Annotated in this window: 22 protein-coding genes; 12 read left to right on the top strand and 10 right to left on the bottom strand. The window is 42.3% G+C overall.

Annotated features, from left to right (window positions below; translation table 11 throughout):
- Positions 1-37: 37 nt before the first annotated feature.
- Positions 38-550 carry a peptide deformylase gene (gene def, locus DDU33_RS03390; RefSeq protein ID WP_005818228.1) on the bottom strand — a complete coding sequence of 171 codons (513 nt, stop codon included), beginning with the start codon at positions 548-550 and terminating at the stop codon, positions 38-40.
- A 105-nt stretch (positions 551-655) separates the two neighbouring features.
- Between def and dprA the strand changes: the two genes are divergently transcribed.
- From dprA to rplL, 7 genes are all read left to right on the top strand, one after another.
- A complete protein-coding gene (dprA, locus tag DDU33_RS03395; protein WP_108923168.1) occupies positions 656-1,804 on the top strand; it encodes a DNA-processing protein DprA in 1,149 nt (382 codons plus the stop codon).
- A 110-nt stretch (positions 1,805-1,914) separates the two neighbouring features.
- Positions 1,915-2,322: a preprotein translocase subunit SecE gene (secE, locus tag DDU33_RS03400; protein ID WP_005818231.1), complete on the top strand. Its 408-nt coding sequence runs from the start codon at positions 1,915-1,917 to the stop codon at positions 2,320-2,322.
- Positions 2,323-2,335: 13 nt separating this feature from the next.
- Entirely contained in the window at positions 2,336-2,896 is a 561-nt protein-coding gene (gene nusG, locus DDU33_RS03405; protein ID WP_005818233.1) for a transcription termination/antitermination protein NusG, read from the top strand.
- A 238-nt stretch (positions 2,897-3,134) separates the two neighbouring features.
- Positions 3,135-3,563: a 50S ribosomal protein L11 gene (gene rplK / locus DDU33_RS03410; protein WP_005818234.1), complete on the top strand. Its 429-nt coding sequence runs from the start codon at positions 3,135-3,137 to the stop codon at positions 3,561-3,563.
- Positions 3,564-3,567: 4 nt separating this feature from the next.
- Positions 3,568-4,257 carry a 50S ribosomal protein L1 gene (gene rplA / locus DDU33_RS03415; RefSeq protein ID WP_005818235.1) on the top strand — a complete coding sequence of 230 codons (690 nt, stop codon included), beginning with the start codon at positions 3,568-3,570 and terminating at the stop codon, positions 4,255-4,257.
- Positions 4,258-4,549: 292 nt separating this feature from the next.
- Entirely contained in the window at positions 4,550-5,041 is a 492-nt protein-coding gene (rplJ, locus tag DDU33_RS03420; RefSeq protein WP_108923170.1) for a 50S ribosomal protein L10, read from the top strand.
- A 60-nt stretch (positions 5,042-5,101) separates the two neighbouring features.
- Positions 5,102-5,470 carry a 50S ribosomal protein L7/L12 gene (rplL, locus tag DDU33_RS03425; protein WP_005818237.1) on the top strand — a complete coding sequence of 123 codons (369 nt, stop codon included), beginning with the start codon at positions 5,102-5,104 and terminating at the stop codon, positions 5,468-5,470.
- Positions 5,471-5,571: 101 nt separating this feature from the next.
- On the opposite strand, the gene DDU33_RS03430 is transcribed toward rplL, so the two are convergent.
- The 4 genes from DDU33_RS03430 to fucI form a co-directional block, all read right to left on the bottom strand.
- A complete protein-coding gene (locus DDU33_RS03430) occupies positions 5,572-6,228 on the bottom strand; it encodes an L-fuculose-phosphate aldolase (RefSeq protein WP_005826339.1) in 657 nt (218 codons plus the stop codon).
- A gap of 50 nt (positions 6,229-6,278) precedes the next feature.
- Positions 6,279-6,710 carry an L-fucose mutarotase gene (gene fucU, locus DDU33_RS03435; RefSeq protein WP_108923172.1) on the bottom strand — a complete coding sequence of 144 codons (432 nt, stop codon included), beginning with the start codon at positions 6,708-6,710 and terminating at the stop codon, positions 6,279-6,281.
- A 184-nt stretch (positions 6,711-6,894) separates the two neighbouring features.
- Positions 6,895-8,313, bottom strand: coding sequence for an L-fuculokinase (gene fucK / locus DDU33_RS03440; protein WP_108923174.1), 1,419 nt, complete (start codon positions 8,311-8,313; stop codon positions 6,895-6,897).
- Between the two features lie 189 nt (positions 8,314-8,502).
- Positions 8,503-10,269: an L-fucose isomerase gene (gene fucI / locus DDU33_RS03445; RefSeq protein WP_108923176.1), complete on the bottom strand. Its 1,767-nt coding sequence runs from the start codon at positions 10,267-10,269 to the stop codon at positions 8,503-8,505.
- 310 nt (positions 10,270-10,579) lie between these two features.
- On the opposite strand from fucI, the gene DDU33_RS03450 reads away from it, so the two are divergent.
- Genes DDU33_RS03450 through DDU33_RS03460 form a run of 3 tightly spaced genes read left to right on the top strand, consistent with a single transcriptional unit; the run spans position 10,580 to position 12,280 of the window.
- Positions 10,580-11,254, top strand: a complete 675-nt coding sequence (locus tag DDU33_RS03450) for a CsgG/HfaB family protein (protein WP_005818273.1) — start codon at positions 10,580-10,582, stop codon at positions 11,252-11,254.
- A gap of 9 nt (positions 11,255-11,263) precedes the next feature.
- Positions 11,264-11,611 (top strand): DUF4810 domain-containing protein, encoded by a 348-nt coding sequence (locus DDU33_RS03455; protein WP_108923178.1) that lies wholly within the window; start codon positions 11,264-11,266, stop codon positions 11,609-11,611.
- A gap of 9 nt (positions 11,612-11,620) precedes the next feature.
- Positions 11,621-12,280: a DUF799 domain-containing protein gene (locus DDU33_RS03460; protein WP_005818277.1), complete on the top strand. Its 660-nt coding sequence runs from the start codon at positions 11,621-11,623 to the stop codon at positions 12,278-12,280.
- Positions 12,281-12,345: 65 nt separating this feature from the next.
- Here DDU33_RS03460 and DDU33_RS03465 read toward each other — a convergent pair whose 3' ends face one another.
- The gene (locus DDU33_RS03465; RefSeq protein WP_108923180.1) at positions 12,346-13,092 is read right to left on the bottom strand and encodes a DeoR/GlpR family DNA-binding transcription regulator; all 747 of its coding nucleotides are present in this window, start codon (positions 13,090-13,092) and stop codon (positions 12,346-12,348) included.
- Between the two features lie 172 nt (positions 13,093-13,264).
- Here DDU33_RS03465 and DDU33_RS03470 point away from each other — a divergent pair, with 172 nt between their 5' ends.
- Entirely contained in the window at positions 13,265-13,510 is a 246-nt protein-coding gene (locus DDU33_RS03470; protein ID WP_108923182.1) for a PTS sugar transporter subunit IIB, read from the top strand.
- 103 nt (positions 13,511-13,613) lie between these two features.
- Here the strand turns inward: DDU33_RS03470 and fucO are convergent, their stop codons facing one another.
- The 4 genes from fucO to DDU33_RS03490 form a co-directional block, all read right to left on the bottom strand.
- Positions 13,614-14,765, bottom strand: coding sequence for a lactaldehyde reductase (gene fucO, locus DDU33_RS03475; RefSeq protein ID WP_108923184.1), 1,152 nt, complete (start codon positions 14,763-14,765; stop codon positions 13,614-13,616).
- A 357-nt stretch (positions 14,766-15,122) separates the two neighbouring features.
- Positions 15,123-16,070: an ABC transporter substrate-binding protein gene (locus DDU33_RS03480; protein ID WP_005818281.1), complete on the bottom strand. Its 948-nt coding sequence runs from the start codon at positions 16,068-16,070 to the stop codon at positions 15,123-15,125.
- A 31-nt stretch (positions 16,071-16,101) separates the two neighbouring features.
- Positions 16,102-17,100, bottom strand: coding sequence for an ABC transporter permease (locus DDU33_RS03485; protein ID WP_108923186.1), 999 nt, complete (start codon positions 17,098-17,100; stop codon positions 16,102-16,104).
- 11 nt (positions 17,101-17,111) lie between these two features.
- The gene (locus DDU33_RS03490) at positions 17,112-18,647 is read right to left on the bottom strand and encodes a sugar ABC transporter ATP-binding protein (protein WP_108923188.1); all 1,536 of its coding nucleotides are present in this window, start codon (positions 18,645-18,647) and stop codon (positions 17,112-17,114) included.
- 633 nt (positions 18,648-19,280) lie between these two features.
- Between DDU33_RS03490 and rpoB the strand changes: the two genes are divergently transcribed.
- A complete protein-coding gene (gene rpoB, locus DDU33_RS03495) occupies positions 19,281-23,312 on the top strand; it encodes a DNA-directed RNA polymerase subunit beta (protein ID WP_005825476.1) in 4,032 nt (1,343 codons plus the stop codon).
- Positions 23,313-23,467: the final 155 nt, after the last annotated feature.

The raw sequence follows: 23,467 nt of genomic DNA on the forward strand, positions 1-23,467 counted from the left end.
CGCAAATTCCTACAAAATATAACCGCTTGCTTATAGATTACTTCGCTCGTGCAATCTGTTTTTTGAGTTTAACCATCTTCTCTTTAATACGTTGGCGTTTTAAAGGGGAAAGATGATCAACGAATAAAATCCCGTTTAAGTGGTCGATTTCGTGCTGAATACAAATGGCAAATAAACCGTCTGCATCATAAACCACTTCTTCGCCTTGGCGGTTGAGTGCTTTCACTTTCACTTTTTCTTTGCGTGGCACAAGTGCACGATGTCCCGGGATCGATAAACAGCCCTCTTCAATGCCGGTTTCGCCACTGCTTTCAATAATTTCCGGGTTAATCAGTACCACTTGGTTGGTTTTATCCCCTTCAATATCAATGGTAATTACACGTTTTAGCACATCCACTTGCGGTGCGGCTAAGCCGATACCTTCGTGTTCATACATCGTATCAAACATATCATCAATAAAGCGGTTTAATTCATCATCAACCACGGCAACCGGTTCACACACCTTTGCCAAATTCTCATCAGGGTAAAGAACAACCTCTAATACAGCCATTTTTTGCGATCTCTCTCGAAAATTTAAAAAGATTTAATTGGATATTTTAGCCGTTTTCTTATGATTAGGGAAATACTCGTGCTAAATTTACGCAAAGGAAGAAAGATGTCGCATTTAGAAGCCCTGCTAAAATTGATGCAAGTGCCGCAAATTGGTGCACAGAAAATTGCTCGTTTATTAGCAGAAGTGGATTTTTCAACGTTTTGTCAGTTTGATAAAACCCAGTTACGTCAAATAGGTTGGAATGAAAAGCAGATACAGCGTTGGTTTAACCCAGACCAAAAATGGATTGATGAGGCACTGATTTGGGGAGAGCAAGAAAATCAGCATATCCTCACGCTTTTAGATCCGCATTATCCTTTTTTGTTAAAACAAATCAGCACCGCTCCACCGATTTTATTTGTCCAAGGAGCGGTTGAGAGTTTGCACTTACCTCAAGTGGCGATTGTGGGGAGCCGAGATTATTCTCACTATGGCGAGTATTGGGCGGGGTATTTTGCCGCTGAATTAGTAAAAAACGGCATCGCCGTAACAAGTGGATTGGCGATTGGCATTGATGGATTTTGTCATCAGCGAGCGGTTGCCGAGAATGGGATTACAATTGCCGTGTTGGGAAGTGGTTTAGCCCAGATTTATCCCGCACGCCATAAAAAATTGGCAGAGCAGATTATTGAAAAAGGGGGCGCATTGGTTTCTGAATTTTTGCCCCATCAGCCCCCATTAGCGGAGAATTTCCCTCGCCGAAATCGAATTATCAGTGGTTTATCGTTAGGGACGTTAGTCATTGAAGCCACCATCAACAGTGGTTCATTAATTACCGCTCGCTATGCCTTAGAGCAGGGGAGAGAGGTGTTTGCGTTGCCGAATGCCGTGCAAAATCCTTACGCACAAGGTTGTCATAAATTGATTAAAGAAGGGGCGTTGCTTACAGAAAACATTGAAGATATTTTGCAGGCAATTCAATATCAACAGCAACGACTACCGGAACAAGTCGGATTATTCGATGATGAACAAGCGGTTGAAAATTCTTTTTCTTTTGTAACCTTTACCCCACCGCCTAAAAATGCAAAAGCGTTACCCGAAATGACCGCTTGTCAGCAACGGATTTTTACGCAAATAGGGCTTGAACCAATAGCCATTGATGATTTGGCAAAAGCATTAACGCTTGATGTTGCGGAATTATTGGTAGAGTTATTGAATTTAGAGCTCTTGTCGGTCATCAAGTCGGTAAATGGCGGCTATGTTCGAGCCTAAAGAAATTACATTTTTTTGTAAAATATCGTGTTAAATGGGCAATAAAAATGCTACAATCTGTCGCTTTAAAAAATTAGACGTCTATTTTCTACACAAATTTTAGGTTTTATATGGTTACTGAGAACAAAAACAAAGCTCCTGAACAGCTTGAAAATAAAGGAGTAAAAAGCAAAGGTTTAAATACAGCTTTATGGATTGTCGCAATTGTTCTTTTAGCAGTTGCAGCAGTAGGTAATGCTTATTTTGCATCTCATTTTTCAGCGGCAATCCGCGTTGTACTGATGGTGTTGTTAGTTGTAGGGGCAGTAGGTATCGCCGCTTTGACAAACCAAGGTCAGAAAGCAATTGGGTTTGCTAAAGAATCTCGCACAGAATTACGTAAAATCATTTGGCCAACACGTCCGGAAGCGACACAAACCACTTTAATCGTATTGGCTATGTGTGTGGTAGTTTCATTGGTACTTTGGGGAATTGACTCTCTTATCGTAGCATTAATTACCTTCTTAACTAATTTATAATAAGGCATAAAAGATGAGCGAAGTAGAAACAGTAAGTAAAAAACGTTGGTATGTATTACAAGCGTTTTCCGGTTTTGAAAACCGTGTTGCAGTAACATTACGTGAATATATTAAATTACACCACATGGAAGAGCAATTCGGCGAAGTATTAGTGCCTACCGAAGAGATTATTGAAAATGTGGGTGGCAAACGCCGTAAAACAGAACGTAAATTCTTCCCAGGCTATGTATTAGTTGAAATGGAAATGAATGATTATACGTGGCAATTAGTGCGTAGTGTGCCTCGTGTAATGGGCTTTATTGGCGGTACGGCAGATAAACCGGCACCGATTTCTAAGAAAGAAGCTGATCGCATTCTAAACCGTGTTCAAGAAACAGCGGATAAACCTCGCCATCGTAATGAATACTTCCCGGGCGAAAGCGTGCGTGTTACAGAAGGTCCGTTTGCAGACTTTACCGGCACGGTGGAAGAAGTGGATTACGAAAAAGGCCGTGTTAAAGTGTCTGTTTCGATCTTTGGTCGCGCTACACCGGTTGAGCTTGAATTTAACCAAGTGGAAAAACAAAACGGTTAATTTGCAAATTGATGATAAAAAGAGACCGCTTGTTACAGTGATGTAGCAAGCGGTTTTTTATAGTACACCCAAAGATTAACACAGAATAAATTTACTATCTCATAGAAAATGCTTGAAATTCGATCACTCTTTCAAGTATAATGCGCCATCATTTACGAGTTAGCTTGCCTAACTCGTATTTTTTGTGTAACAGGGGAGCCGGTATCGGCGTTATTACCCACTTAGAGGAAACTTAAAAATGGCAAAAAAAGTCCAAGCCTACGTTAAACTGCAAGTTGCAGCGGGTATGGCTAACCCATCACCACCAGTTGGTCCAGCATTAGGTCAACAAGGTGTTAACATCATGGAATTCTGTAAAGCATTCAACGCTCGTACTGAGAGCTTAGAAAAAGGTTTACCAATTCCAGTTGTAATCACTGTGTATGCTGATAAATCATTCACTTTCGTAACGAAAACTCCACCGGCAGCAGTATTATTGAAAAAAGCTGTGGGTATCAAATCTGGTTCAGGTAAACCGAACAAAGATAAAGTGGGTACAGTAACTCAAGCACAATTACGTCAAATCGCTGAAACTAAAGCAGCAGATATGACTGGTGCAACTATCGAAACCAAAATGAAATCAATCGCTGGTACAGCTCGTTCAATGGGCTTAATCGTAGAGGAATAATACAATGGCTAAATTGACTAAAAAAATGAAAGCAATTAAAGCTGGCGTAGATTCTACTAAAGCTTATGACATCAACGAAGCAATCGCAGTATTAAAACAATTCGCGACAGCTAAATTCGTTGAGAGCGTGGATGTTGCAGTAAACTTAGGTATCGACCCTCGTAAATCAGACCAAAACGTACGTGGTGCAACAGTATTACCACACGGTACAGGTCGTACAGCTCGCGTAGCAGTATTTACACAAGGCGCAAACGCAGAAGCAGCGAAAGCAGCGGGTGCAGACTTAGTAGGTATGGAAGATCTTGCAGAGCAAATCAAGAAAGGCGAAATGAATTTTGACGTTGTTATCGCTTCTCCAGATGCAATGCGTGTTGTAGGTCAATTAGGTCAAGTATTAGGTCCACGTGGCTTAATGCCAAACCCGAAAGTTGGTACAGTAACGCCAAACGTAGCTGAAGCAGTTAAAAATGCTAAATCTGGTCAGATCCGTTACCGTAACGACAAAAATGGTATTATCCATACTACAATCGGTAAAGCAGACTTCGCTCCAGAGCAATTAAAAGAGAACCTTCAAGCGTTATTAGCGGCATTAGTGAAAGCGAAACCGACAACAGCAAAAGGTATCTTTATCAAGAAAGTAAGCATCTCTACAACAATGGGTGCTGGTGTTGCAGTTGATCAAGCAACATTATAATTTCTTAATCAGAAGTTAAATCTTTACAGGGTCGTAGATTATCTGTATAATTTACGACCTTACCTTGCGAAAGCAAGATGATGGTGCTGAGCCTTATCTCCAGCCCCGTCCAAGACCGTAGGTGAACCTGTGTGAACAGTTTCTTAATGAAAACAACCTACGTAGATGGTGAACAGACAGAATTTTCTGCTTCTGGACACCTGAGCCTCAAGAAGATAGCCGTGCAAGCGGTTGAATTTTTGGGATTTTTTGTAATTTCGCCTCTGGCGAAGTGTATCAGGAGCTAAAACCAATGGCATTAAATCTTCAAGACAAACAAGCAATTGTTGCTGAAGTAAACGAAGCTGCCAAAGGTGCCCTTTCAGCTGTTGTTGCGGATTCTCGTGGTGTAACAGTTGAGAAAATGACTGAGTTACGTAAATCTGCTCGTGAAGCTGGTGTAACTATGCGTGTTGTACGTAATACTTTATTACGTCGTGCGGTAGAAGGCACAGAGTTCGAGTGCTTAAAAGATACGTTTACTGGTCCAACTCTTATTGCTTTCTCTCACGAACACCCAGGTGCAGCAGCACGTTTGTTCAGTGAGTTTGCAAAAGCAAACAAAGAGTTTGAACTTAAAGGTGCAGCCTTTGAAGGTAAAATCCAAGATGTTGCATTCTTAGCGACATTACCAACTTACGAAGAAGCAATTGCACGTTTAATGGGCACAATGAAAGAAGCTGCGGCAGGCAAACTTGTTCGCACTCTTGCGGCATTACGCGACAAATTACAAGAAGCTGCATAATTTTAGGCAGAAAACTTCTTTATTCGTTTAACAAATTTTTTACTTTAGGAATTGATTGTTATGTCATTAACTAACGAACAAATCATTGAAGCGATCGCTTCTAAATCAGTATCAGAAATCGTTGAATTAATCACAGCGATGGAAGAAAAATTCGGTGTTTCAGCAGCGGCAGCAGTAGCAGCAGCTCCAGCAGCAGGCGCAGCGGCAGCAGAAGAGAAAACAGAATTTGACGTAGTATTAGCAGACGCTGGTGCTAACAAAGTAGCTGTAATCAAAGCAGTACGTGGTGCAACAGGTTTAGGCTTAAAAGAAGCTAAAGACTTAGTTGAATCTGCTCCAGCTAACTTAAAAGAAGGCATCTCTAAAGCAGAAGCTGAAGCACTTAAGAAAGAATTAGAAGAAGCTGGCGCGAAAGTAGAAATCAAATAATTTTGATTTTTAGCCAACTTTTCGAAGTTCAAAAAGACCCCGATGTTTCCATCGGGGTTTTTTGTTGTCTCATAAGCCTGCTTTCTATTCTTGCTTGTCTGCTACTCTTGCTTTTCCTCTACCCAAGAACCATAAGATTTAAATTTCTCTAGCACAACTGCCATTTGTTCATTGGAAAGCAGAGGGATTTCTTTGCCGGTTGCCAATAGTTTTAAATACCAATCCGAAATCACTTCCACTTCGTGCGCAATGCTTAATGCTTTATCCAAAGAAACATCCGCGGTAATTAAGCCGTGATGAGCCAATAAAATCGCTTTACTTTTTGCAATGCCTTCACGGACATAATCGGCAAGTTGATGTGTGCCGAATGTGGCATAAGGTACGCAAGGAATATGATCTGTTCCGGTGCAAGCGATCATATAGTGAATAGGTGGAATATCTTGTTCTAAAATCGACACGGCTGCGCAATTTAATGCGTGATTGTGTACCACAGCATTAAGCTCCGGGCGAGCTTCATAAACGGCTAAGTGGAATTGCCATTCACTGGAAGGTAACTTACCTTCCTCGTGTTGCCCGTTGTTATCGACATAAACAATATCATCTTCCGTCATTTTTTCGTAAGGTGTGCCGGTTGGTGTGATGAGCATACCGTTTTGATAACGTACACTAACATTGCCTGCGGTACCTTGGTTTAGCCCGAGACGGGTCATTTCAAGACAGGTATCAATAATCTGTCTGGCAAGAGCTGTTCTGTTCATAATAAAACTCCATCTTTTCGTAAATTTTTCGTGATTTTTAACCGCTTGCCCTACACTGGGGTAACGCCTTTTTTCAAGATGATGTTGCCGTATTTGGCTAATTCGCCTGTAATCACTACGGCATAAGCGGTTTTTGCTCGGTCGTAAAAGGCAAAGCGTTCGACACGTTCAACAAGCGGTGCTTTTCTGTTAATTTTTGCAATTGCAGTGAGATAACGTTCTTCAACCGCTGGATCAAGGCTGTCGCCAGGAACCGCTTGCATCATTGCCAGTGGGCGTTCGACATATTGGTCATATTCAAATAATGGGGTGATCGCTTCAAGTAAGGTGGCAATTTGAATACCATCTGCACGGATCACTTTATGATGTAATTGATGTGCAGGAAAATGGGCATCTGACAATACGATCTCGTCGCCGTGTCCCATCTCTGCAAGCACTTTCAGCAATTCAGGGGAAAGTGCAGGGTGAATGCCTTTTAACATATATTCTCCTTGTATATGCCTCTCGCCCGCTTGCGGGAGAGAGACAGAATTGAGCAAAGCAACGTCTTTGCGAAAATCAGAGAGAGGGCACAAGCGGTTTGATTCCATTAATTTTTTACAACCCCTCTCCCTCCGAAAATCCTTCGGATTTTCTCCTCCCTCTCCCGTAAACGGGAGAGGGGAATTAAGTACCACTCGGCTCCACCCGTTTAAACGCAGGTTTCATTGCCTGTTGAGCTTGTTCGATATTCTCGAATACGCCTGCACCTGTGAGAGTGAACATTGCTGCACCTAACACGGTGGTTTCGGACATATCGACCACATCAATCGGGCGGTTAAGTACATCTGCACGGATTTGGTTCCATAAGCCATTTTTTGAACCGCCACCGACACAGATAATACTTTCTGCGTTGAACTGTCCGACTTGTTGCAATACGTCAAGTCCTGCTTTCAAGCGGTGAGCCATATATTCCAAACCGGCACGATAAATTTCGCCCCGTTGGGTGTGCATTGAAAGCCCTTCGATTGCGCCGGTTTGTTGGCTGGTGCCGTCAAAATTGCCGACCAGTTTTACGCCGTTTGAGCCTGCCGGAACTTGTGATCCTTCGTTAATCATCGTTGGATAATAATCCGATGTGCCTGCGACATCGCTAAAGAAGCGTTTACCGAGCCACTCCATAATGCCTGAGCTAACCCATTGCACACCGGGGTTGAAATAACCTGCTTGGCTGTCAAATTCAATGGTTAAACCGTCTTTGACATATTGCCATTCAGGTTTGGCTTGTTGGGTGCGAGCCATTAAAATTTCCCAAGTGCCTGAGCTTAATACAGGTTGGTTGTAGCCTGCGCCTGAACCGAAGATCGCAAATTGGGTATCGTGTCCGCAAGAGAGAACAGGAATATCCGCTGATAACCCCAGCTCTTCAGCAAGTGTTGGCAGTAATGTGCCGATTTTTTCCCCAGCACTTTTCATCGGTGGGAAATGATTTTCTGTTAAGCCCAACACATCTAACACTTCGCTATCCCACGAGTCGCTTGCAATGTTGGTCATCATTGATGTGCCAGCCATTGTTCTGTCGGTGCTTTGTACGTCTGTTAAACGATAAGTGAGAATGGAAGAAATAAACAAGAAACTTTCCGCTTGTGCGTAAAGTTCGGGTTTATGTTGTTTCAACCAAAGCAGTTTGAATAAGGTGTTAAAGCTGTAATGCCCTACGCCGTTACGTTGGTAGAGTTTTTCCACATCAAGATAATCGCCGAGTGCTCGCATAATCGGCTGAGTGCGTGGGCATTTCCACGAAATAATCGGGTAGAGCTGTTTGCCTTGTTTATCAAAAATCGCCCCATCCACCCCAAAGGTCGTGACCGAAATCCCGACAATATCTTGCCGTTGTTCAGGGGTAAGTTGTGCTAGGGTTTGTTTGGCGCAGGTCATTAGTTTTGACCAGATCTCTTCAATATCCCAAATGTGATAGTCGGTTGCTTCTTCACCTTGTTGGGTATTATTTGCAATGTGATGTACCGCCAGTAATTTGCCGTGATGATCCATTGCCACTGTACGTAAATTGGTTGCACCACAATCGAAGATAAATGCGATTGGCATAGAGCCTCCGTATCGTTGGTTACCTCGCTCCCTACGCTTGCGGAGGGAGCTGGGCGAAGCCCTGAGGGAGGGATTGCAACGGAGTTGCAAGAAATAAGTTAATTTTTACCGCTTGTATACCGCCTCCCTCCGCCTTCGGCACCTCCCTCCGTAAATGGAGGGAGGAAAGGGGAGGACGGTATGGAAAAGCTAACGATAAAGCGGCCCGAAGTTCGCACAAGCACGGTAATCTTGGCCTTCTTTATCTTGTCCGAACATACTCCACGCACTTGGGCGGAACACATCTTTATCTGCCACGTTGTGCATATTGACCGGAATACGCAACATTGAAGCAAGGGTAATTAAGTCCGCACCAACGTGTCCGTAAGTAGCAACGCAATGGTTAGCTCCCCAGTTTGCCATCACAGAGTAAACATCGGTGAACGCACCTTGTCCTGTTAAACGTGGTACAAACCAAGTGGTTGGCCAAGTTTCGTTGGTACGTTTGTTGAGAATGTCGTGGACGTGTTCAGGTAAGTCGATAGACCAGCCTTCCGCAATTTGTAATACCGGGCCGACACCTTTCACGAGATTGATGCGGTGCATCGTAAACGGCATTCCGCCTTTGGTGAGATATTGTGAAGATAAACCACCGCCACGGAAATATTCGTAAACCGCCGGACACCAACGGGTATTTTCTAAGCAACGTTTACCGTCTTCTTCTGTCACTTCCCAGCAAGGTTTTACAACCGGTTTGCCGTCTTTATCGGTATGTTGTCCTGTACCGTCTAATGCAGCTGAACCTGAGTTGATTAAGTGGATAAAGCCACTTTCCGGTCGCCAGCCAGTGACACGTTCTACGGAGTCTTGGCTCCAGTAAGTACGCACATCGGCAAAGATTTGTGCTTGACCGGTTAAGAGATTACCGAACAACATATTGACTGCATTGAGCGAGTCGTTTTCGGTCGCAAGAATATATGGCGGACGAACACCGTTCCAGTCATAAGTTGAGTTGAGTAAGGCTTCCATAAAGTCGCCGTTCGGGCTGTGGTCTGTCCAATGGCGTTGTCCTTGGAAACCGGCTGCGATCGCATTGTGGCCTAAGGCTTCTTCACCAAAATTGAGTTCAGCAAGTTTTGGATTACCCACCATTAAATCACGGGTAATAATGGTCATTTTCACCAAGGTTTCACGCAATTTTGCTTTTTCTTCTGCATTCATTTGGCTTTCAGGTACATTGACATCCACCCCTTCAATGCAGAATTCATTTGCCCATTTCAACGCCAACTCATACTCTTCTTTGTCATAAATGCCACGTTCCATACGGCGAGTGAGTTCAGACATATCGACATATTCGTTACGCATACCAAGGTAATCTTGGAAGAACTCTTGATTAACGATAGAGCCTGCGATACCCATCGAGACAGAACCGATAGAGAGATAAGATTTACCGCGTAAGGTCGCTACCGCTAAACCTGCACGGGCAAAACGAAGTAATTTTTCACGCACATCATCAGGGATAGATTGATCGCTTGCTTCTTGCACTTCTGTGCCGTAGATAGAGAATGCTGGTAAGCCCATTTGGTTATGCCCAGCAAGAGAAGCGGCTAAATAAACTGCGCCCGGGCGTTCCGTACCGTTAAAGCCCCAAATCGCTTTTGGCATATGCGGATCCATATCAATGGTTTCTGAACCATAGCACCAGCAAGGTGTTACAGTAATCACTGCACCCACATTTTCACGTTTAAATTTTTCAGCACAAGCTGCTGCTTCAAATACACCACCGATACAGGTATCGGCAATCACACATTCGACGAAATCTCCGTTTGTATGGCGAACTTCTTGGCTAATGAGCTTCGCCACCGCTTTCGCCATATTCATTGTTTGATCTTCCAATGATTCACGCACCCCAAGACGGCGACCATCAATGGTTGGGCGGATACCAATTTTTACTGGAGTTGATTTGAGTTGAGTCATATGAGTCCCCTTAACCGTAATTCGGCTTCCTGAATAATGGATTGTTGAAAGTATTTTGCCCCTTCTTTGTGGGGAGAGAAGTAATTTGTATGGTTTTTGTGAGTTGGTTCACAAAAAGGGCGGAGAAAGCGGTTAAATTGGGAGAATTTTTTGCAAAAGAGATGCCCGATTTACCAAAGGAACAGGAAAATCGGGCATATTGTCAAGAAAACGTAAGTGTAATAATATGATGATTGTTCATCTAACATGATGAGCTAAATTTAGGAATATATTTTTTAACAAATTTCAATTTTTACACAAGGAAATTCTCATGAAAAAAATGAAAATAGGTTCTTTATGTCTTGCAACATTAATTTTATCTGCTTGTGCTACTGAAGGTTCTAGAGTTATTGCACCAACATCAACTCAAGCAGCAACAACAGCACATCAATATAAAGGCGTAAAATCAGTTATTTCAGTAGGAAAATTTGATAACAAATCAAGTTTCCAAAACGGAGTTTTCTCTGATGGTCCAGATCAATTAGGTAACCAATCAAAAACAATTTTAATCTCTCATTTGCAACAAACTGGTCGTTTTTCTGTTGTTGATCGTACAAATATGAGTGAAATTGCTTCTGAAGCAAAAATCAAAGGAAAAAAACAAAATCTAAAAGGTGCAACCTATGTGATTACTGGCGATGTTACAGAATTTGGGCGTAAAACAGTAGGCGATCACCAATTATTTGGTATTTTGGGCAGAGGCAAAGAACAAGTTGCTTATGCAAAAGTAACTTTAAATGTCGTTAATGTAGAAACATCGGAAGTAGTTTATTCATCACAAGGAGCTGGAGAATATAATTTATCAAATCGTGAAGTACTCGGTTTTGGTGGTACGGCAAGCTATGATGCAACACTAAATGGAAAAGTTCTTGATCTTGCAATTCGTGAAGCTGTAAATAACCTTGTAAATGGCATTGAATCAGGTCATTGGCAACCATCTCGATAAGGAATAAATATGAAAAGAATAAAATATATTATTTTCCTTGTTAGCACAGCAATTTTATCGGCTTGCTCTTCTAATAATACAAATAAAAACCTTTATTATTGGGGAAATTATTCTGATGTTGTATATCATTATTACAATGAACCTGGTGATTTTGGTAAACAAGAAGAGAGTTTAAACCAAATTATTGCAGAAGCAGCGACACATAAAAAAACTGTTGCTCCCGGTGTATATGGGCACTTAGCGCTTGTATTACAAAAACAGGGAAAACAATCCGAAGCTCAAATAGCCTTAAAAAAAGAGCAGGAATTACACCCTGAAAGTGCAACATTTATACAATATCTACAACGTAATAAATAAGGATAATTTATGAAAAAGTTATTTTTTTTATTAACAAGCTTAATATTATTGTCTGGTTGTGCAGGACAAAAAGAAAATCCTTATGATTATACGGAGTTAAAAAATAGTAAACCAAAATCAATCTTAATGGTGATGCCTACAAATAGTTCTGTGGATGTAAAAGCAGATACGAGTGTTTTGGCTAGAGCAAGTTACCCTTTAGGTGAACTAGGTTACTATGTTTTTCCTGTTGCATTAGTTGATGAAATATTCAAACAGAATGGTTTAACTGATGGAAATGCAATCCGCTCAGCAAAAACAAACAAAATCCGTGAAATTTTTGGTGCCGATGCGATCTTCTATGTGAATATTGAGGAATATGGTACGAGCTATAAATTAATTGATAGCGTAACTAAAGTATCCTTAGAAGGAAAACTAGTTGATCTCAAAACAGGAAAAACCTTATGGGAAGGAACAGGTTCTTTCGCAGAAGGGTCATCAAGTAGCAATGATGGGCTATTAGTTATGCTAGTCAAAGCTGCTGTAAGTCAAATTATGGATACGAGTAAAGATAAAGGATATCAAGTCGCCGCTCCTGCAACATCAAATCTTATTTACTTAGGGAGAAATGGAGGTTTGCTTGTTGGGCCAAAACATCCTGATTATAATAAAACTCAAGTAAGTAAATAGAATACTTAAAACAAAATTGCTCTGTTCCTGAACCTAGACCGAAGTAAGGAGCAGAGCAACATTTTTTAAATAGTTATATTAATTTGATGTTGCTGACAATATGCCTGAATGTTGGGGGGCGGCATTTTATCGGTAAAAATATGATGAACGGAAGAGAGAGGCGCAAGCTGAATGAGGTCCTTCCGTTCAAACTTTGTATGATCGGCTAACAGAAAAACCTGTTTACTGGAAGCAAGCATTTTCCGTTTAGCAATCGCATTCATCTCATTCGATTCCCAAATAGTCCCTTCGGCGATGCCTGTGCAGGAAAAAATGGCGATATCAATGTTTAAACGAGAGAGCAAATGCCCAGAAAGTGAACCGTAAAAGGCATCATATTTCGCGGAATACACACCGCCGGTCGCAATAACTTCGATACTGGTTTTATTTGCCAATGCGCGAATGTTATGCATTGAACTGGTTACCACGGTGCAAGGCGTGTCCGGTAAAAGTTGGGCAAAATTCCAACTGCTCGAGCTGGCATCTAAGCCAATGACCGCGCCTTCAAAAAAATGGGCCAATGCATTTTCGGCGATGGATTTTTTCTCCTCGCTATTCATACGGCGGCGTGCATCAAAAGAACGCCCGATATCCCGATTTTTCAGGCTGACGGCACCACCATGGGTACGATGAAGCAAATGGGCATTTGCCATTTTATTTAAATCACGTCTAATGGTTTCAAGTGAAACATCCAGTTGTTCGGCAAGCTCTTGAACACTGGCTTCTTCGTAAGTTTCGACATATTTCAGAATACATTGTTGGCGATGTTGCATAGTGTTTATCCTTAAACAATAGAGATTTTGATTGTAGGGAATTTGGCAAAAAATAACAGGCACAATGTTTTTATTTGTGAACTACATCACAATTTAGTGATAAGAAAGTAGCAATTTTAAGTAGAAGTTTTAGACTGTTTGTGTATCTATTCATCATAAAAGGAGGAAGAAAATGGCAGAAACAACACCCGTTCAAGCAATGATTGAAGCGTTAGGCGGTGCTCAAAATATAGAAGAAGTTGAAGCCTGTATGACGCGTTTACGTGTTTCTTTAAAAAATAATGCTGCAATCAGTAAAGAAAAATTACTGGCAGCGGGCGCGTTAGACGTGTTAGAGGTTAATCAAGTGGTTCACGTAATTTTGGGGACAAAAGCCCAACAATATCGTGATGAAATCCAGCAAGTCTTAGCGGTTTGATAAATAAAGATAAGCGGTTTGTTTTCCAAAGAAATTTGCAAATTTCTTGTGAAAACGAACCGCTTAATTTAGGAGTTTAACTTTTATCGAATATCAAACAATACTAAAACGCAATTTTATACACTTCTAAAATTTCTTCTGCAGTGCAATCACGTGGGTTGCCGCCGGTGCAAACATCATTGAGAGCGTCAATAGAGAGAGCCGGTAAATCTTCTTCTTTTACGCCGATTTGGGAGAGTTTTGGTGGAATACCAACATCGGTAGAAAGTTGTCGAACGGCTTGAATTGCAGCGTTGCGATACTCTTCTTGGCTCATGTCATCAACGCCTTTCACGCCCATTGCTCGAGCGATTTCACGGTATTTTTCGCCGGTGTATTCTTTGTTAAATTCCATCACATAAGGCAGTAATACAGCGTTAGCGATACCGTGTGGGGTGTCGTAGTAGGCAGAAAGTGGGTGAGCCATACTGTGAACCACACCTAAGCCGACATTGGAGAAGCCCATGCCTGCCACGTATTGACCTAACGCCATACCTTCACGTCCGGCTGGGTCATTTTCTACTGCACCACGCAGTGAGCGAGCGATAATCTCAATCGCTTTTAGGTGAAGTGCATCGGTTAATTCCCAAGCTGCTTTGGTAATGTAGCCTTCAATAGCGTGGGTTAAGGCATCCATACCGGTTGCAGCGGTTAAGCCTTTCGGCATTGATGACATCATATCCGGATCGACAACGGCAACGGTTGGCACATCGTGAACGTCCACGCAGACGAATTTACGTTTTTTCTCTTCGTCAGTGATCACATAGTTGATCGTTACTTCGGCGGCAGTACCTGCGGTAGTTGGCACGGCAATGATTGGCACGCATTTTTGGTGGGTTGGTGCAACGCCTTCAAGGGAAAGGACATCGCCAAATTCAGGGTTATTGATGATAATACCGATACCTTTTGCACTATCAATCGGCGAACCACCACCGATAGCAATCATATAATCTGCCCCTGAAGCTTTAAAGCGTTCTACACCTTTTTTGATCACATCAACAGCTGGGTTTGCTTTCACTTCATCAAAAATTTCATAAGGTAAGCCTGCTTCGTCAAGTAAGTTAGTCACTTTTGCCACAACTTGATAACGCACGAGATCTTTGTCGGTAACAATGAGGGCTTTGGTAAAACTACGGCTTTTTACTTCGTGGACGATATGTTGAATCGCCCCTTTGCCGTGATAGCTGGTTTCGTTAAGGATAAGACGATTTGCCATAATATTTTCCTCTTAAAATTTATAAGATCAATATGCATAAGAGAGGGGAAAAGCGTAAACTTTGGATATTATGTTATCGTGTATTTATCGTAGGGGCAGGGTTTATCCCTGCCCTAAAATATGGTATTCCAACGGGTGGGGATAAACCCCACCCCTACGCATTTTATTACATAATGTCGTAAAATTTAGAAGAAAATAGACCGCTTGATCCCTCTCGGTATTATTTTCAGAGAGAGTAAATTTTACCCCTCTCCCAAATTTCAATTCTGAACGAATTGAAATTATCCCTCTCCCTCAAGGGGCGAGGGTTGTGTATGGTTGATATGGGGCGAAAGATCTTTCGTCCACAGATATGGATTAGTAAAGCACCGCTTTCGCTTCTGGCGAGTCGATGTTTTCTTTCGTGACATAAACTACACCGGTGTCGATAACTTTTTCGACTTTTTCGCCTTTGATGATTTTGCCGATAGTATCAACGCCTTTGTAACCCATTTGGTATGAAGATTGCACCACGATACCGTCTAAGGTTCCATCACGGACGAAGTTTTGGAGGTCTGAGTTACCATCAAAACCAACGGCAACGATTTTACCTGCGAAGCCTTTTTGTTTCACTGCACGAGCCATACCCACTGCGGTTGGTTCGTTTGCACCGAAGATCGCTGCGATATCAGGGTTAGAACCTAAAACGTCTTCAGTTTGGTTCAATGCGGTAACCATTTCTGAATTTGAGTAGTATGGACCGACAATTTTGTAATCTGCTTTAGATTTCACTTCATCAATGAAGCCGCCTGTACGTTCAATCGCAGAAGCTGCCCCTTGCGTGAATGACATCACAGCCACTTTACCGCCTTTCACTTTGGCTAATAATTTTTCAGCGGCTAATTTACCTGCTGCACGGTTATCGGTTGCAAGGAATGATTGATAGTATTTACCATCGCTGTTTAAGCCTGAGTCGATTAATACCACCGGAATACCGCTTTCATAGGCTTTTTTCACTGCCGGTACGAGTGCCACAGGGTCAGAAGCTGCAAGGACGATACCTGCAACACCACGGTTTACGGCGTTGTCCACCATATTAACTTGAGCGTCAATAGAGGTTTCAGCTTCAGGGCCTTGGAAAGTAACTTTATATTTTCCGCCTAAATCTGCGCCTGCAGTTTCTGCACCTTTACGCACATTTTGCCAGAAAGTTGAGTTAGCCGATTTTACGATGACTGCGATTTCGTCTGATTTTGCCCACGCAGAGCCTGCAAAGAGGGTTGATAAACCTAATACAGTTGCGGTTACGATTGCTAATTTTTTCATAGATAAATCTCCTATAGGATTAAGAGGATAATTATTTTTTACCGAGTTTTTTCGATTGGCGGAGCTGGTCTAAAGACACGGCTACGATAATCACTAAACCGATAACAATCATTTGCACAAACGATGAGACGCCATTCATATTCAAACCATTACGGAGTACACCGATAATGAATGACCCGATGAGTGTGCCAGGGATAGTACCTACACCGCCCATCAACGATGTTCCCCCAACAACGGCACTTGCGATTGCATCTAACTCGTAAGCCACGCCACCGTTTGGTTGTGCGGTTACTAAGCGAGAGGCAAGGATTACGCCGGTTAAGCCAGAGAGTAAACCACTGGCTACATAGGCATAAATTTTAATCACGTTAGTTTTGATCCCTGATAATCGTGCCGCTTCTTCATTTGAACCGATAGCATAGATGTAGCGACCGACTTTTAATTTCGTTAAAGCGAACGTAAAGAGGACAGTAATGAAGAGCATAATAATCACAGGGTATGGAATACCGGCAAACACCACTTTCGGTAAACCATTCGGACCTTCTTCCACAATTTTGAATAACGCACCGTTACCTAAGACAGCGAAACTTTCCGGCATACCTGAAACCGGTGCAGCGTTCGTTACATAAAGTGCTAAACCACGGGCCACCATCATCATACCGAGGGTGGCGATAAATGGTGGTAACTTCATTTGAGTTACGAGAATACCGTTGGTTAAACCACAAGCGCCGCCGACTAAAATACCGAGCACCATACCAATCGGCACAGGCACGCCGGCGTTTACAATCATTGCTGCGGCAACCCCTGAAAGAGCAACTACAGAACCGGTACTTAAATCAATACCGCCCGTTAAGATAACGCAAGTTGCGCCAATACCGATTAACGCAATGGTGGAAGTTTGTAAGCCAACGGTCATAATGTTATTAGAGGTAAAGAAATAGTCGTTGGTTACACTAAAGAAAATGACTAAGAGGATTAACCCTGCCAATGCCGCCATTTTGCGAAGCAGATCTTTATATTTATCACTCATTTTAAAGCTCCTTAGTTTTTATATTCGTTTTTGAACATATTTCTCACGCCAGTGGCATATTGCATAATCTCTTCTTGGTTGGTTTTCTTGGTTTCCAACATACCTGTCATTCTGCCCTCACGCATCACGATAACACGGTCGGTAATCCCTAAAATTTCAGGTAATTCAGAAGAAATCACAATCACACCGACACCATTGGCGGCAAGTTCATCAATTAACTGATAAATCGCATATTTCGCCCCAACGTCAATGCCTCGAGTTGGCTCATCGAAAATCATCACATTCGCATCACGGAACAACCATTTGCCGATAACTACTTTTTGCTGGTTACCACCACTTAAGTTGTTCACTAATTGCTCTGGTGTTGGCGTTTTAATTTCCATTTTCTTAATAAAGGTATCGCTCGCTTTCAGCTCCTCATTATGTGAAATAATGCCTAACTGATCGCACACTTTATCCATTGAAGCCATTGTGATGTTCTCACGAATAGACATTCGTACTGCCACCCCATTTAGCTTGCGGTCTTCGGACAGATAAGCAATACCGGCTTTAATCGAGTCGCTTGGGTCACGAATAACCACTTTCTTATTCCGAACATAAATTTCGCCACCATCAAGGGGATCTGCCCCAAAAATGGCACGGGCAAGCTCTGTTCGTTTCGCTCCAACCAAGCCTGTAATCCCCAACACTTCGCCTTTTAACAAGTCAAAGTTTAACGGTTCAAACACGCCTTTACGCTCTGCATTCATCACAGAAAGTAACAACTCATCACTGATTTTGGCGGTTTTTGGTGGGAAGTGGTTATCGAGTGTACGCCCAACCATTTTGGTAATGATTTCGTCCATCGTAATGTCTGAGAAACGGTGGCTAGACACATAAGTGCCATCACGGAAAATGGTAATGCGGTCGCAGATCTGTTTCAGTTCGTCCATACGATGAGAAATATAGACAATACACACGCCTTTCTCTTTCAAACGGCGGACAAGCTCAAATAATTTCTCAATCTCTTTTTCCGTCAGAGCGGACGTCGGTTCGTCCATAATCAAGACTTCCACATCAAACGAAAGGGCTTTGGCGATTTCCACCATTTGCTGACGAGCAACGGAAAGGTCTTTGACCAAATCGGTCGGCTTCACATCAATATCAAACATATTGAGCAAGTCAGCGGCATCTTTATTCATTTTAGCTTTATCTACGATGCCGAATTGGTTTGGCTCTCGAGCAAAAAAGATATTTTCTGCCACCGTTAAATGTGGAATAAGATTGAGTTCTTGGAAAATCATACTGATACCGTCTTTCTGAGCTTCTAACACAGAGTTGTAATTGACGGTTCTGCCTTTGTAGGTAATCTCGCCTTCATCGGCGTGATAAACCCCAATCAAGCATTTCATCAAGGTTGATTTTCCTGCACCGTTTTCACCCATCAGTGCGTGGGCTTCTCCTTTATGTAACTCCAGCTGAACATTCTTTAAGGCTTGAACGCCCACAAAAGATTTACAGATATTTTTCATCGAGAGTAACGGTGTGTCGGTTTTTAATGTCGTCATTTCTGCCTCCATTACAATCTGAAATTGGCTAAATAAGCAACTGTGAGTATAGTTCCATAAGCGATATTTTTTTACAAAGAGCTTTTGCAATGAGTTTCTGATTTTGTGAAACTCATCACAAAAAACGCAAAAAAGTATGATTTTTGACCGCTTGCACCTGCCCGATTTGGAGTCTTTTCAAGAAAATCGGGCAGCCTTAAATGAAAAGGGGTTTCTAAGTGAAAAATAAATGAATGGTGGGTATAAGTTTAATTTTAATGCGAAAAAGCAGCGTTCTCTTTATTGCCAAAAAATCATCAATTTGCTATAATTCGCAGTCCAAATTTTGCATTTTGGCTAGATGAATTTTCGTCTAGCCTTTTGTGCTTGAATAAAATTGGCTAAATTTGTGTCGTTTTAATTTAGCTAACTAATTGATTTGTTAGGAAAATTCTAACAAGCGGTGTGATTTTTAGAAAAATCTGCAAAACCGTTCCTCCCCGAGCTAACCGCTGCGGTAGCGATTTTTGACCCTTTGTGTGAACTCGGAAAACGACACCTCGTATCATTTTATAAATGCCACTTCCAACCGAGTCTTCTCGTGTCGGATTGTGAAATCTCAACCAACAAAGCAAAATCAGAGGCTATCTAACAATGGCATACTCCTATTCAGAGAAAAAGCGTATCCGTAAGAGCTTTGGCAAACGTCCACAAGTTCTGAACGTACCTTATCTATTAACACTCCAACTTGATTCTTATGAAAAATTTATTCAGCAAGATCCGGAAGGGCTACAAGGTTTAGAAGCGGCATTCCGTTCTGTGTTCCCGATTGTGAGCAACAACGGTGCAACAGAATTACAATACGTTTCTTACGAATTAGGCGAGCCGGTATTTGACGTGCGTGAATGTCAAATCCGTGGCACAACCTACGCAGCACCATTACGCGTAAAACTTCGTCTTGTGACCTTTGACCGTGAAGCGGCTGCAGGTACAGTAAAAGATATTAAAGAACAAAACGTGTATATGGGCGAAATCCCATTAATGACCGACAACGGTACTTTCGTTATCAATGGTACTGAACGTGTTATCGTTTCTCAGTTACACCGTAGTCCGGGCGTATTCTTCGATTCTGACAAAGGTAAAACCCACTCTTCAGGTAAAGTGCTTTATAACGCACGTATCATTCCTTACCGTGGTTCTTGGTTAGACTTTGAATTTGACCCGAAAGACAACCTTTATGCACGTATCGACCGCCGCCGTAAATTACCGGCAACTATTATTTTACGTGCGTTAGGCTACACCACTGAAGAAATCTTAGCGATGTTCTTCGAAACAGTGAAATTCACCGTTTCAAGCGATAACAAACTTCAAATGGAATTAGTGCCTGAACGTTTACGTGGCGAAACAGCATTATTCGATATTGAATCTGAAGGTAAAGTTTACGTTGAGAAAGGTCGCCGTATTACAGCGAAACATACTCGTGATTTAGTGAAAGCCGGTGTAACGAAAATTGACGTACCGGTTGAATATATCGTAGGCAAAGTAGCAGCAAAAGATTATGTTGATCTTTCAAGCGGCGAAATTATCTGCCCTGCGAATATGGAAATCTCTTTAGAAATGTTAGCGAACCTTTCGCAAGCAGGTTACAAAGAGATCGAGGTACTATTTACTAACGATTTAGACTACGGTCCATATATTTCTGAAACATTACGTGTAGACCCAACTTACGATCGCTTAAGCGCATTAGTTGAAATCTATCGTATGATGCGTCCGGGCGAACCACCAACAAAAGAAGCGGCAGAAGGTTTATTCGATAATATGTTCTTCTCTGCAGATCGTTACGATTTATCTGCAGTAGGTCGTATGAAATTCAATCGTTCATTAAACATTCCGGAAGGCGAAGGCTTAGGGATTTTAAGCAACGATGACATCATCGGCGTAATGAAAAAATTGATCGAAATCCGTAACGGTCGTGGCGAAGTGGACGATATCGACCACTTAGGTAACCGCCGTATTCGTTCAGTGGGCGAGATGGCAGAAAACCAATTCCGTATCGGTTTAGTTCGTGTAGAACGTGCAGTGCGTGAGCGCTTATCATTAGGCGATTTAGATGGTGTAACACCACAAGATTTAATCAATGCGAAACCGATTTCTGCGGCAGTGAAAGAGTTCTTCGGCTCATCACAACTTTCGCAATTTATGGACCAAAACAACCCGCTTTCAGAAGTAACGCACAAACGCCGTATTTCTGCATTAGGTCCGGGTGGTTTAACGCGTGAACGTGCAGGCTTTGAGGTGCGAGACGTACACCCAACGCACTATGGTCGTTTATGTCCGATCGAAACCCCAGAGGGTCCAAACATCGGTTTGATCAACTCACTTTCTGTGTATGCACGTACTAATAACTACGGTTTCTTAGAAACACCGTTCCGTAAAGTGGTAAATGGTCAAGTAACAGAAGATATCGAGTACTTATCAGCGATTGAAGAAGGTAACTACGTTATCGCACAGGCGAACTCAAACTTAGATGAGAACTTCCGCTTTACCGATACTTATGTAACCTGTCGTGGTGAACACGGCGAGTCTGGTTTATACAAACCGGAAGACATCCACTATATGGATATTTCAACGCAACAAGTGGTTTCTGTGGCGGCAGCGTTAATCCCATTCCTTGAGCACGATGATGCGAACCGTGCGTTAATGGGTGCGAACATGCAACGTCAGGCAGTTCCAACATTACGTGCGGATAAACCATTAGTTGGTACGGGTATGGAAAAACCAATCGCACTTGACTCAGGTGTTGCGGTAGTTGCAAAACGTGGTGGTACTATCCAATACGTTGATGCTTCACGTATCGTGGTAAAAGTTAATGAAGATGAAACGATCCCGGGCGAAGCAGGTATCGACATTTATAACTTAATCAAATACACCCGTTCGAACCAAAATACCTGTATCAACCAAATTCCTTGCGTGAAATTAGGCGAGCCGGTTGGTCGTGGTGAAATTCTTGCAGACGGTCCTTCAACGGATTTAGGTGAATTAGCATTAGGTCAAAATATCCGTGTGGCATTCATGCCTTGGAATGGTTATAACTTCGAAGACTCAATGTTAGTGTCTGAGCGTGTAGTACAAGAAGATCGCTTTACTACAATCCACATTCAAGAGTTATCTTGTGTGGCACGTGATACGAAATTAGGCGCAGAAGAGATTACTGCCGATATTCCAAACGTGGGTGAATCAGCGTTAAGCAAACTTGACGAATCAGGTATCGTTTATGTAGGTGCGGAAGTTAAAGGTGGCGACATCTTAGTTGGTAAAGTAACACCGAAAGGCGAAACCCAATTAACACCGGAAGAGAAACTTTTACGTGCGATCTTCGGTGAAAAAGCATCAGATGTTAAAGATAGTTCACTTCGTGTGCCAAACGGTACATCAGGTACCGTTATCGATGTTCAAGTATTTACTCGTGACGGCGTAGAAAAAGACAAACGTGCGTTAGAAATCGAAGAAATGCAACTTCGTGAAGCGAAAAAAGATTTAACCGAAGAGTTAGAAATTTTAGAAGCTGGCTTATTCACTCGTGTACGCAACTTATTAGTAGAAGGCGGCGTAAGCGAAGCAGAATTAGATAAAGTGGCTCGTGAGAAATGGTTAGAGCAAACTTTAGAAGATGAAGCAAAACAAAATCAGTTAGAACAGCTTGCTGAACAACACGAAGAGTTACGCAAAGAGTTCGAACGTAAACTTGAGATCAAACGTAACAAGATCATTCAAGGGGACGATTTAGCGCCGGGCGTATTAAAAGTGGTTAAAGTTTACCTTGCAGTGAAACGCCAAATCCAACCAGGGGATAAAATGGCGGGTCGTCACGGTAACAAAGGGGTTATCTCGAAAATTAACCCGGTTGAAGATATGCCGTACGATGAAAACGGTCAGCCGGTTGAAATCGTGTTGAACCCACTGGGCGTTCCTTCACGTATGAACATCGGTCAGATCTTAGAAACGCACTTAGGTTTAGCGGCACGTGGTATCGGTGATCAAATCAACGCAATGATTAAACAACAACAATCTGTTGCGAAATTACGTGAATATATCCAAAAAGCGTATGATTTAGGTCATGGTTCACAATCTGTGGATTTAAGCACCTTCTCTGATGAAGAAGTGATGCGTTTAGCGCAAAACTTACGTAAAGGTTTACCGCTTGCAACACCAGTATTTGACGGTGCGCACGAAAGCGAAATCAAAGGCTTATTAGAATTAGGTGGTTTACCGACATCAGGTCAAATTACTTTATATGATGGCCGTACAGGGGAAAAATTTGAGCGTCCGGTAACCGTAGGTTATATGTATATGCTCAAATTGAACCACTTAGTTGATGACAAAATGCACGCTCGTTCAACAGGTTCTTATAGTCTTGTTACTCAACAACCGTTGGGTGGTAAAGCGCAGTTCGGTGGTCAGCGTTTCGGTGAGATGGAGGTATGGGCATTAGAAGCATACGGTGCGGCTTATACATTACAAGAAATGCTAACAGTGAAATCGGATGACGTAAACGGCCGTACGAAGATGTACAAAAACATCGTAGATGGCACGCACTATATGGAACCGGGTATTCCAGAGTCATTCAACGTAATCACGAAAGAAATCCGTGCATTAGCGATTGATATGGAATTGGATGAAGCGTAAGAACGACAATTTGTAGGGACGCACTGCGTGCGTCCGTGGACACACTCAGTGTGTCCCTACATTCGTTCCCACAAGCGGTCAAATTTTGCAAAATATTTGCCAAAACCGACCGCTTGCAACCAAAGATTTTCAGTTGAAGTGGGCGACCATTTCAA

Source organism: Actinobacillus porcitonsillarum, from assembly GCF_003101015.1.
In the GTDB taxonomy this organism is placed as follows: domain Bacteria; phylum Pseudomonadota; class Gammaproteobacteria; order Enterobacterales; family Pasteurellaceae; genus Haemophilus_A; species Haemophilus_A porcitonsillarum.

Excerpts from the sequence above, each read along its gene's own strand:
- nusG (WP_005818233.1), top strand. The coding sequence starts at position 2,336 with ATGAGCGAAGTAGAAACAGTAAGTAAAAAACGTTGGTATGTATTACAA.
- DDU33_RS03490 (WP_108923188.1), bottom strand. The coding sequence starts at position 18,647 with ATGACGACATTAAAAACCGACACACCGTTACTCTCGATGAAAAATATC.
- DDU33_RS03430 (WP_005826339.1), bottom strand. The coding sequence starts at position 6,228 with ATGAACAGAACAGCTCTTGCCAGACAGATTATTGATACCTGTCTTGAA.
- DDU33_RS03460 (WP_005818277.1), top strand. The coding sequence starts at position 11,621 with ATGAAAAAGTTATTTTTTTTATTAACAAGCTTAATATTATTGTCTGGT.
- fucK (WP_108923174.1), bottom strand. The coding sequence starts at position 8,313 with ATGCCAATCGCATTTATCTTCGATTGTGGTGCAACCAATTTACGTACA.
- fucU (WP_108923172.1), bottom strand. The coding sequence starts at position 6,710 with ATGTTAAAAGGCATTCACCCTGCACTTTCCCCTGAATTGCTGAAAGTG.
- DDU33_RS03455 (WP_108923178.1), top strand. The coding sequence starts at position 11,264 with ATGAAAAGAATAAAATATATTATTTTCCTTGTTAGCACAGCAATTTTA.
- DDU33_RS03470 (WP_108923182.1), top strand. The coding sequence starts at position 13,265 with ATGGCAGAAACAACACCCGTTCAAGCAATGATTGAAGCGTTAGGCGGT.
- rplK (WP_005818234.1), top strand. The coding sequence starts at position 3,135 with ATGGCAAAAAAAGTCCAAGCCTACGTTAAACTGCAAGTTGCAGCGGGT.
- DDU33_RS03450 (WP_005818273.1), top strand. The coding sequence starts at position 10,580 with ATGAAAAAAATGAAAATAGGTTCTTTATGTCTTGCAACATTAATTTTA.
- DDU33_RS03465 (WP_108923180.1), bottom strand. The coding sequence starts at position 13,092 with ATGCAACATCGCCAACAATGTATTCTGAAATATGTCGAAACTTACGAA.
- rplJ (WP_108923170.1), top strand. The coding sequence starts at position 4,550 with ATGGCATTAAATCTTCAAGACAAACAAGCAATTGTTGCTGAAGTAAAC.
- DDU33_RS03485 (WP_108923186.1), bottom strand. The coding sequence starts at position 17,100 with ATGAGTGATAAATATAAAGATCTGCTTCGCAAAATGGCGGCATTGGCA.
- def (WP_005818228.1), bottom strand. The coding sequence starts at position 550 with ATGGCTGTATTAGAGGTTGTTCTTTACCCTGATGAGAATTTGGCAAAG.
- dprA (WP_108923168.1), top strand. The coding sequence starts at position 656 with ATGTCGCATTTAGAAGCCCTGCTAAAATTGATGCAAGTGCCGCAAATT.
- DDU33_RS03480 (WP_005818281.1), bottom strand. The coding sequence starts at position 16,070 with ATGAAAAAATTAGCAATCGTAACCGCAACTGTATTAGGTTTATCAACC.
- fucO (WP_108923184.1), bottom strand. The coding sequence starts at position 14,765 with ATGGCAAATCGTCTTATCCTTAACGAAACCAGCTATCACGGCAAAGGG.
- rpoB (WP_005825476.1), top strand. The coding sequence starts at position 19,281 with ATGGCATACTCCTATTCAGAGAAAAAGCGTATCCGTAAGAGCTTTGGC.
- fucI (WP_108923176.1), bottom strand. The coding sequence starts at position 10,269 with ATGACTCAACTCAAATCAACTCCAGTAAAAATTGGTATCCGCCCAACC.
- rplL (WP_005818237.1), top strand. The coding sequence starts at position 5,102 with ATGTCATTAACTAACGAACAAATCATTGAAGCGATCGCTTCTAAATCA.
- secE (WP_005818231.1), top strand. The coding sequence starts at position 1,915 with ATGGTTACTGAGAACAAAAACAAAGCTCCTGAACAGCTTGAAAATAAA.
- rplA (WP_005818235.1), top strand. The coding sequence starts at position 3,568 with ATGGCTAAATTGACTAAAAAAATGAAAGCAATTAAAGCTGGCGTAGAT.